At 36.5% G+C, this 13,176-nt stretch carries 12 protein-coding genes, 1 tRNA gene and 1 pseudogene; 8 read left to right on the forward strand and 6 right to left on the reverse strand.

Features of this window, described 5'->3' with window-relative positions; all coding sequences use genetic code 11:
• From V7147_RS15805 to vanY, 3 genes are all read left to right on the forward strand, one after another.
• On the forward strand, nt 1-596 hold a 596-nt coding region (locus V7147_RS15805; RefSeq protein WP_335368798.1), incomplete at its 5' end, for a response regulator transcription factor.
• Nucleotides 589-1,695: a sensor histidine kinase gene (locus V7147_RS15810; protein WP_335368799.1), complete on the forward strand. Its 1,107-nt coding sequence runs from the start codon at nt 589-591 to the stop codon at nt 1,693-1,695. The genes V7147_RS15805 and V7147_RS15810, both read left to right, overlap by 8 nt.
• 114 nt (nt 1,696-1,809) lie before the next feature.
• On the forward strand, nt 1,810-2,700 hold the full coding sequence (gene vanY / locus V7147_RS15815) for a VanY-A/VanY-F/VanY-M family D-Ala-D-Ala carboxypeptidase (RefSeq protein WP_335368800.1): 891 nt from the start codon (nt 1,810-1,812) through the stop codon (nt 2,698-2,700).
• A 49-nt stretch (nt 2,701-2,749) separates the two neighbouring features.
• Here vanY and V7147_RS15820 read toward each other — a convergent pair whose 3' ends face one another.
• Nucleotides 2,750-3,841: a thermonuclease family protein gene (locus V7147_RS15820; protein WP_335368801.1), complete on the reverse strand. Its 1,092-nt coding sequence runs from the start codon at nt 3,839-3,841 to the stop codon at nt 2,750-2,752.
• A gap of 210 nt (nt 3,842-4,051) precedes the next feature.
• A tRNA-Ala gene (locus V7147_RS15825) sits at nt 4,052-4,123 on the reverse strand.
• Nucleotides 4,124-4,309: 186 nt separating this feature from the next.
• Here V7147_RS15825 and plsY point away from each other — a divergent pair.
• From plsY to V7147_RS15850, 5 genes and pseudogenes are all read left to right on the forward strand, one after another.
• On the forward strand, nt 4,310-4,879 hold the full coding sequence (gene plsY, locus V7147_RS15830; RefSeq protein ID WP_335368802.1) for a glycerol-3-phosphate 1-O-acyltransferase PlsY: 570 nt from the start codon (nt 4,310-4,312) through the stop codon (nt 4,877-4,879).
• 16 nt (nt 4,880-4,895) lie between these two features.
• A complete protein-coding gene (locus V7147_RS15835; RefSeq protein WP_335368803.1) occupies nt 4,896-6,494 on the forward strand; it encodes an aminotransferase class V-fold PLP-dependent enzyme in 1,599 nt (532 codons plus the stop codon).
• Nucleotides 6,495-6,597: 103 nt separating this feature from the next.
• The gene (locus V7147_RS15840; protein WP_335368804.1) at nt 6,598-7,125 is read left to right on the forward strand and encodes an AAA family ATPase; all 528 of its coding nucleotides are present in this window, start codon (nt 6,598-6,600) and stop codon (nt 7,123-7,125) included.
• 391 nt (nt 7,126-7,516) lie between these two features.
• Nucleotides 7,517-9,193, forward strand: a pseudogene (locus V7147_RS15845) (beta-propeller domain-containing protein).
• 81 nt (nt 9,194-9,274) lie between these two features.
• On the forward strand, nt 9,275-10,186 hold the full coding sequence (locus V7147_RS15850) for a DMT family transporter (RefSeq protein WP_335368805.1): 912 nt from the start codon (nt 9,275-9,277) through the stop codon (nt 10,184-10,186).
• 42 nt (nt 10,187-10,228) lie between these two features.
• Here the strand turns inward: V7147_RS15850 and V7147_RS15855 are convergent, their stop codons facing one another.
• From V7147_RS15855 to V7147_RS15870, 4 genes are all read right to left on the reverse strand, one after another.
• On the reverse strand, nt 10,229-11,185 hold the full coding sequence (locus tag V7147_RS15855) for a processed acidic surface protein (protein ID WP_335368806.1): 957 nt from the start codon (nt 11,183-11,185) through the stop codon (nt 10,229-10,231).
• Nucleotides 11,186-11,288: 103 nt separating this feature from the next.
• A complete protein-coding gene (locus V7147_RS15860; RefSeq protein ID WP_335368807.1) occupies nt 11,289-11,903 on the reverse strand; it encodes a hypothetical protein in 615 nt (204 codons plus the stop codon).
• Nucleotides 11,881-12,426 (reverse strand): RNA polymerase sigma factor, encoded by a 546-nt coding sequence (locus tag V7147_RS15865; RefSeq protein WP_335368808.1) that lies wholly within the window; start codon nt 12,424-12,426, stop codon nt 11,881-11,883. Before V7147_RS15865 ends, V7147_RS15860 begins: the two co-directional genes overlap by 23 nt.
• 152 nt (nt 12,427-12,578) lie before the next feature.
• Complete coding sequence (locus tag V7147_RS15870; protein WP_335368809.1) at nt 12,579-12,776, reverse strand: hypothetical protein; 198 nt, start codon at nt 12,774-12,776, stop codon at nt 12,579-12,581.
• Between the last annotated feature and the right edge of the window lie 400 nt (nt 12,777-13,176).

The following is a 13,176-nucleotide window of genomic DNA, read 5'->3' on the forward strand; positions in this document are numbered from 1 at the left end:
CTAATGGTGAAGAGGCTGTTCGTGCTGTCAAGAATCAGGTGTTTGATTTGCTGATTTTGGATATTATGATGCCGAAAATGGATGGATATGAAGTAACCCAACGCATTCGTGACCAGCATAATATGCCTATCATCTTTTTGAGTGCTAAAACATCTGATTTCGATAAAGTACAGGGACTCGTAATTGGAGCAGATGATTATATGACTAAACCATTTACTCCCATTGAATTGGTAGCTCGCGTAAAAGCCCAGTTAAGGCGTTATACCACATTAAATCAAGCAAAGAATGAAAATAATTCAAACCTCGAGTTTGGTGGGCTAGTTATTTCTCCTGACCAACGGGCTGTCACTCTATACGGTGAATATATTGAGCTAACTCCTAAAGAGTTTGATATTTTGAATTTACTAGCAAGTCATCCAAAGAAAGTATATAGCGTGGAAAACATTTTTCAGCAGGTGTGGGGCGAGGCCTATTTTGAAAGCGGGAATACCGTTATGGTTCATATTCGTACGTTACGAAAAAAACTTAAAGAAGATAAACAGAAAAATAAATTAATTAAAACTGTGTGGGGAGTCGGGTATACATTCAATGGCTAAAATCGTAAGAAGTTTTCGCTCAAAAATGATTATGTTATTTGGTTTGAGTATGATTTTGTCTGGTACTATAACGTATATAATCTATAAAATACTTCAATATTACTATCATACCCAGGTTGATTATGGCGATCGATTGGCCAAATTTCGTGCATATATGAACAATGTTGGAGACATTAATTTCTTTTTAGTTATATTTATTCCGCTTTCTATCTTGTTTTTCTTTATCCTTACGAAGCGCTATTCTACATATTTCAATCAGATTTCTAGCGGAATTCATTACCTTGCTCGTGGCGACTTTCAACATCAAGTTGAAATCCAAGCAAATGATGAGTTTGGCGATATTGCGAAAGACATCAATCTTGCAAGTGAAAAATTAAAAGAAGCTATAGAAAGAGGTGACTTTTCGGAAAGCAGTAAAGATCAGCTAGTCGTAAACTTGGCACATGATCTGCGTACACCGCTGACATCTGTTTTGGGTTACTTGGATTTAATCCTTAAAGATGAAAGCTTGACGAAAGAACAGGTCAGACATTTTTTAACGATTGCTTTTACTAAATCCCAGCGTTTAGAAAGGTTAATTGATGAATTATTTGAGATAACTAAAATGAATTATGGAATGCTGCCAGTAGATAAAAAAAGATTTAATTTAACGGACCTTTTGAACCAACTAAATGAAGAATTGTATCCTGTTTTCGAAAACAATCATTTGGTTGTCCGAATGAATAGTCCGATCCATTTACCCATTTTAGGAGATGGAGATTTGCTTGCACGACTGTTTGAAAATCTTATCACGAATGCAATACGTTATGGAAATGACGGTCAGTATGTCGATATTAATGGTTTCATTGAAGCAAATGAAGTGGTAGTACAAGTTGTGAATTATGGAGATAGCATTCCCCAAGATGAACTCCCATATCTTTTTGATATGTTCTATACGAGAGACAAATCTAGAACCCATAGGGAAGGTAGTACTGGGTTGGGCCTGTTCATTGCGAAGAATATTGCAGAGCAGCATAATGGATCAATTACTGCTGAAAGCAGCGTCATAGAGACAATTTTTGAAGTCCGATTACCAATGGACAGTGAACAATATAAGTAAGTCAGATTGATTTTAAATAGATGATTTAAGAAAAATTTAAGAATTACCCCACTCTTTTTTTAAATAGTTTTACCTATTCTTTTAAATAAAGGAGAATAAGGAGGAAACTGAAGAATGAAGAAGTGGGGTTTTTTACTATTATTATTTTTGTGCTTGATTATAACCTTCATATTTAAGGGATCGTTTTTTGAATCACAAGCAGATATACCAAATGTAGAAGTGTTGAAATATGAGCATTATGAAGATGATAAAGCGGAGGATAGAAGGGCATCCGAAACTAGCCAACAAACAGATATTACGGAAGAACAAATTTATCAAGGAAATCTGCTATTGGTGAACAAAAAGTATCCTGTTCGTCCGGAAAGTATTAAATTAGATGTAATTGATCTATTTACGCGCAGTGAATTGGTAAACGGGTACGGATTGTTGGAAAGGATATATTTATCAGAGGATCTAGCACGTAAATTTTCAGATATGATGGCTGCTGCAGGAAAAGAAGGAGTTTCTAACTTTTTTATTACTAGTGGCTTTCGGGACTTTGATGAGCAAAGTAAACTTTATCAAGAAATGGGCTCTGCCTATGCCTTACCAGCGGGATATAGCGAACATAATTTAGGTTTATCCCTTGATGTAGGTACCACTCAAATGACTATGGCTAAAGCACCTGAAGGGAAATGGATCGAACAAAATGCTTGGAAATACGGGTTCATTTTACGATATCCTGAGGATAAAACGGACATAACGGGAATTCAATATGAACCATGGCATATTCGCTATGTTGGTATGCCGCACAGTGCAATTATGAAGGAAAAGGGTTTTGTTTTAGAAGAATATTTGCATTACCTAAAGGAGAAAAAGAAGGTAACGGCAAAGGTCAAAGGTAAAAAATATACTATTTCCTATTTCCCTTTTTCTGAAAACATGTCCATTCATATACCGGAAGATCAAGAGTATGAGATTTCAGGTGACAATATGGATGGAGTAATTGTGACCGTTTACGAATGATAATTGAAAAAAAGAAAAGACCCAATCAAGGTGATTGGGTCCATGGTCATCAAGCTGATTTTTCGCATGCCCAATTGTCTTTGTCTCGGTCATGCTTAGGTGCATATGCTGGATGTGTTGATGGAACACCTTCAGGATAGACTTTTCGAAGTTCCGTACAGTTTTTATATGATTCGCTTCCACCAGTCGATGCTGGAGGAGTGGTAGTTGCCGGTGGTGTCGACGGTACTGGATTGGTTGTCGATGTTTTTGGCTTAGTTGCAGTTTCTTTTGGATCCAAATCACCCTTGGTAGTACCATTGACTCCGAATGCCCACAATCCCATTTTACTATCACGTGCTTCCCTTGCAAATTTCACAAAATACTCACTGTATTTTACATCCGGTGGGTAAGTAGAAGGTTCGGCATATCCATTGATTACAAGGTCAGCATTAAACATTTTAGAACGGATTTCTGATTCATTCATGTCATCTGTAGGGATGGATAGCCAAATTATCCTTAAATAACGTTGATAACGATCAGTTTCGGAAACGTCTTTTTGTATCCAAACCTGCTTACCTTCAAGCTTTGTTGTTGTATAATTACTAGCTTCTTTTCCGTATTCTTCATGCTTATTTGTTGATTCTGGTGTGTTTACGCCAATCAGCCGCACTTTCCTACCGTCTGATAATTCTACAGTGTCGCCATCTACGACACGGGAAACAGTAACAGCTTCTAAAGCCATGTTTGCTGCAAGCTGTTCTTGTTGTTTTTTAGCTTCTTCCTCAGCTTTAGCTTTCGCCTCAGCTTCCTCTTTAGCTTTCTGTTCGGCTGCCGCCTTTGCCTCATCTTCTGCTTTCTGTTCAGCTGCAGCTTTCGCCAAAGCTTGTTTCTCAGCTTCTTCTTTTATTTTTTCCTCATTATCATTCTTGTTTTCAGCTTTTTCAGTGTCACTGGCAACTGATTCAGTATTGTCCACAGTGGTTGTATCAACGGTCACAATTAACACTATAAAGCTAGCAATAACAACTATAAACCCTGCAAGAATTGTATATAATATTTTTGCTTTCGGTTTTTTTTGAAAAAAATTAATGACCAGTAGAATAAGCGCTACACCAATTGTAGTCAACCCTAATAAGAGTAATATAACCCCCAAAATCATAAAGCTCCCCCATTTAAAAGATAATAATATAAAAATAGTATTTATATTATAAACTATTTAAGCTATATATTGAACATCCTAAAACAGATTGGAAATGTGGTCTAAAAAAACAAAAAAACGTCAACAATTCGTCAATGCTGCAAGAAAATAGGTAAGTTAATATAAAGTAGAAAAAAGAAAAAAGCCTTGAGTAATCAAGACTTTAATTGATGGAGTTGATGGGAATCGAACCCACGACCCTTTGCCTGCCAGGCAAATGCTCTCCCCCTGAGCTACAACCCCGTATGAAATTAATCAAATTATACCATGAGCCTTTTTATTAGACAATCCTTTAATACTTTTTTGCATGATGCTCCCCTAATGTTCATATATTTCTATTAAAAAAATAAGAAGATAAACCTATATTTTCAATGTTAACAACCAGAAAAAATGGTAAAATTTGAATAAACCCAAAATGGTGGTGAACTTGTGATTTATTTTTATATACTGGCCTCATATTTTATTGGAACGATTATGACTGCCTATGTGGTTATGAAGTTTATGAAAGGTGAAGATATCAGGAAACTTGGAAGTGGTAATGTTGGTGCCAGGAATGCTGGTAGATTGCTAGGGAAGAAAGGCTTTTTGTTAACGGCATTAGGCGATGTGCTAAAAGGGTTGTTTGTTGTCCTTGGTGCAAAATACCTCGGGTTTTCCTTTGAAATTCAAATTCTATCCCTCATCGCGGTTGTTGTCGGACATATTTGGCCAATTACACTCAGATTTAGGGGTGGAAAAGGAATTGCGACAGCTGCTGGTGGCCTCGTTGTATTAGCTTATCAGCCATTTCTAGTTTTTGGTGGGATCTTTCTCCTTTTATTGGCGATTTCTAGAAGCTTCACAATAGCGGGGATGACAGCCTTTTTTACAATGCCATTTATTTATTGGTTTATGGATTATTCCAACCGAGAATGCTTACTGATTTTTATTGTAATCGCCTTATTACTATTTGCACACCGAGATAATTTAAAAGAAAAACTAGAGAAAAAAATCAATTAAATGGAGTGATTCCATCATGACATTTGTCTATAAAATAGCACGGACAAAACAAGAGTTTCATCAAATCCATCGCTTAAACTATAAAACCTTTGTTGAGGAAATTCCTCAGCATGATAAAAATGAAGAAAAAATGTTAGTGGATAAATTCCATGATCAAAATACGTATTTAATTTGTGTAAAGGATTCAAAAGTAATAGGCATGATCGCGGTAAGAGCCAACAGACCGTTTTCACTAGATTATAAGTTGCCTAATCTCGATGAACAACTGCCGGTAAAACCGAACAACCCCTGTGAAATCCGTTTGCTATCGGTTGAAGAAGAATATCGTAATAATGGTAGAATCTTTTTCGGACTTGCTCAACTCATGTCTAATTTTTGCTTAAAGGAAGGCTATGACGTCGCCTTGATTTCAGGAACAACAAGACAGGAAAAATTATATCGACAATTAGGCTTTAAACCATTTGCCACTTTAACTGGAACGGCAGAAGCTTCGTTTTGGCCGATGTATTTAACAAAACAAACCTTTGATGAATCACTGGCTGGAAGAATCCTAAAGGAACCAGTTAGCTTTTTGCCGGGTCCCATTAAAATCCATGAAAATGTGAAAGCAGCACTTAATCAAGAGCCGATTTCACATCGTTCAAATGAATATTCATTACAAATGAAGTCGGTAAGAGAAAAACTTTGTAGCATGACAAAATCAAAGCATATGGAAGTGTTAGTAGGTTCAGGGACTCTAGCAAATGATGTGATCGCTGCTCAGCTTGCTCTCGTAGGCGGAAAAGGCTTAATCACTAACAACGGAGAGTTTGGTTCTAGATTAATTGACCATGCCAATCGAGCGGGATTAACTTTTAATAAGCTAGAAAAAGCATGGGGTGTGCCTATTACAGAAACAGAGATCAAAAATGAACTTGAAACGGGTGATTATACCTGGCTTTGGGCTGTTCATAGTGAAACTTCGACGGGGATGCTTGCTAACTTCCAAAATCTAAAGGAAATCTGTCTTTCAAACAATGTGAGGCTTTGTCTTGACTGTATCAGTACGCTCGGTGCAGTTAAGCTAGATTTGCAGGATGTTTATTTTGCATCAGGAGTAAGTGGAAAAGCGATTGGCGGATATACGGGACTATCATTTGTCTTCCACAATCATGAAGTTACACCAAACCAGTCCATTCCAAGGTATCTTGATCTGGGGATGTATGCACATTATGACAGCGTTCCGTATTCCCAATCCTCGAACATGCTTGAGGCATTACATAAAGCACTACAAAAATACGAAAATGATGATTTCTATCTCGAAATTAAAGCAATATACAAGATGATTCGTGAGTACATTGAAGGGTTAGGACTAGAAGTTTTAACACCACTTGAATATTCATCACCTGCCATTATGACTATCCTTTTACCGGAACATATCTCTACTAAAGACTTTGGAGATGACCTGGTACTACAAGGGTATTACCTTCATTATGAAAGTCGCTATTTACAAGAAAAGAAATGGATCCAAATCTCATGCCTAAGTAGCCATGAAGACAAGCAAATTTTAAAAATGCTCCGTATATTTGAGCTATTGTTAAACCAATATGCAATAACGGGAGAGCCGTCTATATAGGATTAGCCGTTCTTCGTTTGAGGTAATTGAGATCGATATTAAAAGGCGATTCAGAACTTTCCTAGCATTGAATTCATATCAAAAAATTGGGGGCAGTATCCAGATGTTTGAAAAGTTTAATTTTGACTTAATTTATCGTGAACGAGATGATTTCAGCCCCCTAGTAGTTATGATGTGTGGTGTGGCTGGTTCTGGGAAAACTACATTCGCACAACAATTAGAAAAAGAAGGTTTTGTACGTCTTTCCATTGATGAAGAAGTATGGGCTACTAATGGCCGTTTTGGGATTGATTTCTCAATGGAAAAGATTGAGGAATACAGGAATGATGCAGAAAGAAAATTGCTCAATCTATTAATAAAGTTAATTCACGACAAACGACAGGTAGTGATTGACTTCAGTTTTTGGGATCGTGTAAGTAGGGACCAATATAAAGAACTTATTGAGAAGTCCGGCGGTAGATGGAAACTTATTTATATAAAAGTTCATCCTGATGATTTGCGTGAACGGCTTAAGATAAGAAACAAAGGTTTTGATGCTAATGCATTCCCTATTACAGAAGAAATTTTAACTTCCTACCTTAATGGTTTCGAAACACCAAAAGGTGAAGGAGAAATTGTAATTGAAAACTAACATAGACCCCTTCAATTCAATAAATAGCAGAGCCCATTCTGAAATGCATATTTACAGGAGGGCTTTTCTTTATTTGTCTAGCAGCAGCACCTAGCCCTTCGAGGCGCCTTGCGCTTTACCTGTTGTAACATTTCTTACCAGGTTTCGTCTAAGTGGAAAAGGGGTGAGATGCGTGAAGAAAAGATGGATTTTTTATCTGGCTTCGGTCATTCTGATAACTGCTATAACGGCTATATTTACTACTTCAAAGCCGACAGTCGTTAGCCAAACGGATAATGAGATACAACCCGTTACAAAAGAAAAGCTAACCGCAATTTTTCGGGATGCGATTAAAGAGGATAAACGTAATCAAAGGTTCAATATTTTTGCAAGGGATACGGTAAAACAGGAAATGTCTGCATCAACCGAATCCCCTCAAGCTGATAGTGCATCGGGAGGAAGTGAACATTCAGAGACGAACACTCAGGTTCAAGGTGTCGATGAAGCAGATTTCGTAAAAACCGATGGTGAATATATATATCAACTTATCGATGGAAAACTAAATATTATTAAAGCAGCTCCAGCAAAGGAAATGCAGTTAATTACATCAATTCCATATTCTCAGTCATTTTCGCCAAGTCAAATGTTTTTATATGAAGACAAACTAGTTGTGATTGGTTATACGTTTCATGATATGACACCCAACCATAATCAAAATCAACGAACCATGATCTATCCTCCTAAACAATTTGAAGCAACAACAGCCATTGTTTATGACATAAAGGATCCAAAAAGACCACAGGAAATACGCAGGGTAGAGGTTGAAGGAAGCCATTTGACATCACGCCGAATAGAAAACTATGTATATCTTGTCACTAGCCACTATCCCCATTATTGGATCATGGAAGACGCGAAAGATGATGATATTGAATTAAGACCACGTTACTCAGATACGGCAAATAATGAGGAAGATTCTTTTGTACCCTATGAAAAAATTCAGTATATCCCTGGTTCAAAAGAGACTAATTTTACTTTAATTGCTGCTTTTGACTTGGATGACACCAATAAAGAGGCTTCCATTACTTCTTATTTAGGTAGCGGGAACCTATTATATATGTCAAAGGAAAACATTTATATCGCATTAGCAAACTATGGCGCGATCATTCCTTTTAGAGAGGATGGGTCCGAATCCCCTGACACAAATGTCTACAAATTTACAGTGGATGGAGACAAAGTCGAATTCCATAGTTCAATTGAGGTACCTGGAACCATTTTAAATCAATTTTCAATGGACGAATTCAATGGCACCTTTCGTGTAGCCACAACGAAAGGGGATTCATGGAATGATACCAAACCATCCGCGAACCATTTGTTTATTTATGATGAGAATTTAAAGCAAATTGGTTCATTAAGTGATCTGGCGCGCGGGGAGCGAATCTATTCAGCGCGGTTCATGGGGGAACGCATCTACATCGTCACCTTTAAACAAGTAGATCCATTGTTTGTCATTGATGCTAGTAATCCGAAGTCTCCAAAGGTGCTAGGCGAGCTTAAGATTCCTGGCTTTAGCAATTACCTCCATCCATATGATGAAAACCATGTAATTGGTTTTGGACATGATACAAAGGTGGTCGCTGATAAAACAAACACGAATGAGCCTATGGTTTATACGGATGGGGTCAAAATTTCGTTATTTGATATTCGTGATGTGAATAACCCGAAGGAGAAATTCGCGGAAATCATTGGTGGCCGCGGAACGTACTCCCCATTAAATTACGACCATAAAGCTCTTTTATTTGATAAGGAATAAGGAATTTTTGCCTTCCCGATTACTGTCTATCAAAATCTAGAAGGGAAAATGTATGAGCAAAGATTTGAATTTCAGGGGGCATATGTATACGATATCGATTTAGAAGGAATCGATTTGAAAGCAAAAATCTCACATGAAACTGGGGCATATGAAACATGGGAAGGGGAGATACAACGTGTACTAACAATCGGCGACACATTGTATGCTATCTCGCCGACTAAAGTTTCTGCTTACGACATATCAAATTATCAGCGAATTGGAGAAACTTCATTACGTTAAAAGGGTAGAATTTTCTTCTATCCTTTTTTGGTATTAATCTTATATACTTAATAAGATTATATAAGAAATGAAGTGACATACATGAATCAACCAAAAATAAATCCATACTTCGTGCTGGCAATTGGAGTCGTTGCAGTGTCGACGTCGGCCATTTTTGTGAAATTAGCCAACGCACCCGCACCAGTTATTGCGTTCTACCGCCTATTTTTTACAGTCTTGCTAATGCTTCCTGTTTTTTTATGGAAATATCGAAAAGAACTACGGATCATTACAAAAAAAGATTGGCTTTTTTCCACAATCTCGGGTGTGTTTTTAGCTCTCCATTTTATCCTTTGGTTTGAATCGCTAAACTACACTTCGGTAACAAGTTCAACAGTTTTGGTGACGATGCAGCCGGTTTTTGCATTCATAGGAACGTATTTCTTGTTTAAAGAAAAAATAAGTTTAGGGGCAATTTTAAGTACCTGTCTAGCTTTAGGAGGAAGTATCGTCATTAGTTGGGGGGATTTCCAAATTAGCGGGAGTGCTTTATTCGGTGACTTTTTGGCCATCATTTCGTGTGTGATGGTTACAGTCTATCTTTTATTTGGGCAAACAGTAAGGAAACGGTTAACCCTTGTCACGTACACATTTGTTGTTTACAGCATTAGTTCCATAACTTTGTTTTTATATGTAGTGATCTTTAAATATCCGCTAGGAGGATACGCTGGTCAAGACTGGATGTATTTTTTACTATTAGCAATTGTCCCAACCTTACTTGGCCATAATCTTTTCAACTGGTCATTAAAATGGGTAAGTACCTCAACCATTTCAGTAAGTATCTTGTTTGAACCGGTTGGTGCAGCTATTCTAGCCTATTTTATCCTATCAGAAAAAATCATCCAAACACAGATTTTCGGGGGAATCGTTATTGTAGTCGGCATATGGCTATACTCCGTTGGCGAAAGGAAGAAAAAGCAGCAGGTATCATTATCAGAACAAAGTGTCGGATAAAAAAGGAAGCCATGTCTATCAATTGGAGACATGGCTTTCCTATTAAGCATATTTTCGAGTCATGAATATAGCACCTATACCAACAATCATGAATAATGCACCCATTAATAGAAGGTTCGTATATGGACTAGCCGTAGTAGGTAGCTTATTCCCTTGAACTTTAACACTCATTTCTGTCGCCAAGGTTGCAACGGTTAGGAGCTTTTCTCCGCGCTCAATGATAAAATCAGATGCTAGCATTTCCTCTGAAACCTTAAGATCCAGTAAGTACTCGTTATTATCTCGATATAGTTCAACAAGTAGTTCCGCATCGTCAAGTGTGTCCATCTGAAGTAGCTTATCATAAGCTATAGCTTCCTTTACACCATCTTTTAATAGATAGTATTTTGGCTGTAACTCAAAGACTTCGATCATTTTATCGTATATCACAAGAAGCTCTTTTTGCTGTTCAGACGATAGTCCTTCAGAGTTATTATAGGAAAAGTATCTTTCTAAATTAGAACTGATCGATCTCATTTTCTCCTCAATATTCAAATCATCGAGGCTTAAAAAGTGAAGAAATAAGCCATCAATCTCATCCTCCGTTAACCCTACCTCTGAAAGCATCCGCTCTGCTTCTACCAATACCTCAGCATGATTTAAATAGAAATCCACTGTTGTTTCAAGATCCTTAACGAATAAATAATCCTGTACGGATTCTCCAAAACCACTGAGGATATGATGTAATTCATCCTCGCTAATATGATGTTTTGATAAGAGGGTCTGGACAGTCTCTTTGTTAACTGGCTCACCTAAATAGGAAACGAGTTCATTTACATTTTCAAAATCCTTTAAGGACAAATCATAAACCGCCAAATAATCTTCAAGATCATCTTCAGTTAAACCAGTCTGTGTTGTATAATTCTTTAATTCCTCAGGGGTAACCTCAGCAAACACTCCAACTGATAAGAACGCAAGCTGGAATAAAAAAATAACCGCAACTAGTAAAAGCTTCTTCATACCTCTTCCTCCAAGCCATTATATTCATAGGTGTAGTATTTTCAACTTTTACCAAATAATGCATGGAGGCAAGAAAATAAGGGTAATCCAAAATAGGTTTGAGCTATTTGATATTAAATGATTTAGCTATTTCATGAATAACTTTTAGGTCTGCTTCGAAATCTGAACCTCCGAAATAGCCGGGAGAATTTGCATGAAAATACAAATCATAGATGAACTCCTGATCATTGGGTTGAATGAAATAATGTACGGTTTGAATTGCGTGCATTTGCTTAATGTGGAAAAGAACACGTTGAGTTGGTTCTTGAAAATCTTCCATCACATCATTCGCGAAAATACCTGGCTGGGCCAAAAGTTCCAGTTTTTTTTCATTGTTGATTTTCGTTACTCCACCAACCTCTGTACCATTTTTTAGAAAAACATGTTCACCGTCTCGTTCTTCTATGGCAATTCCCATTGGAAGATCGATAATAAATGAAGAGATATTATCTGCCTGTTGGGGATCTTCTTTAAAAATAGAATGATAAGAATACGTTCCAATCCCGATTGCAAGAAACAAAATTACGATTCCTGATAGTAATGGCATGATGAATCTGTCAGATAAATTCCTGGTCATTTTAATTGGATCGTTTAATCTGATTTGATGAACGATACGGGTTTTTTGGGCTTCGCTTAGTTGAAATCTAGGAAATGATTTATTTTGGTAGGTATCCTTCATAATCTTTTACCTCTCCTTTATTGATAGATTTGAGTTTCTTCTGCAATACTTGAATAGCTCGATGGTAAGTCAATGAAACTTTGTTACTTGACCAGCCCAAAATAGTAGCAGTTTCTTCAACACTTAGCTCTAAAATTAATCGCGAAACAAGAACTTCCTTATAAGACTTTTTTAAGCAAAGTATTGTATTGTGTATTTCAGAAAGAGTCTCGTCTAAAAGTAGGCTCCCTTCTGGGTTAGATTTATCAATCGGAATCTGTCTATTTGCAAGTAAATCAAAAGGTTGGAATTTGATAAGACTCCTTCGACGATTCTTATCAATTACTAAATTCCTTGCAATTGCAAGTAACCAAGTCTTAGGATTTGAACGTTCTTCAAAAGTAGGAAATGATTTGATTGCCTTCAGAAAAACCTCCTGTACAAAATCATCAACGTCTAAAGACCCTGTGTAATAAATAAGGAAGTTATAAACATCGTCTCCATACTCATAAAACCAGTTTTCGATTTGACTAACTTGTGCCAAACTTCGAACCCCCTTCGTGTATACCTTTATATAATAGACGATTAAGTCATCAACATCTTTCATATTTAAGTAAATATATTTTGAAAAACATACAAAAAATACTGACATTCCAAAAAAGGAATATCAGTATTGAATAGGAGGAGCAGCTCTACCTAATAAAATGAACTGGCAAAAAAACTAAACACAAAAGCCATTACGACTGAAGAAACAAAGGTAATGAAGCTACTTGCTTCAATTTTTCCTCCATTGTTACTCATTCTCAAACCTTCTATATAAACAAATGAAAACAAAAATAAGCACATCGCTAATGATAAAAACATGCCAACTGCTTGCAGAAACTCAAAAAACAAAAATCTTTCCCCCTTCCAATTTCTCTTAACTTTATTCAGCTGGGGTCCAAACCCGACTGAATAAAGTTAAAGCCGACGGCGGATGCACAATTTTTCAAGAAAACTCGAAAAAAATCGGGCACAAATACGCCATGGCCCATTTGATTAAATTATATGAGTAAAACTAGCAAATATGATTAAAATAGTAGAAGCATGAAATGAAAGATATAAAGATAATTAAAAGAAATAACCAATACATATAAAAGTATTTCATAAGAAAACTATTTCTTGTATAATAATTATGATCTCTTCAATGGATGAATTAATAGATACAATAGAAAAGATTATTTTTTTGTATCAAAAAAACTTTTTTAAAAAAAGGTCTTGAAAAAGGCTTTGAGAGATGGTATATTAATTTTTG

The sequence above is a fragment of the Bacillus sp. JJ1521 genome, assembly GCF_036965165.1.
Lineage (GTDB): Bacteria > Bacillota > Bacilli > Bacillales > Bacillaceae_L > Ferdinandcohnia.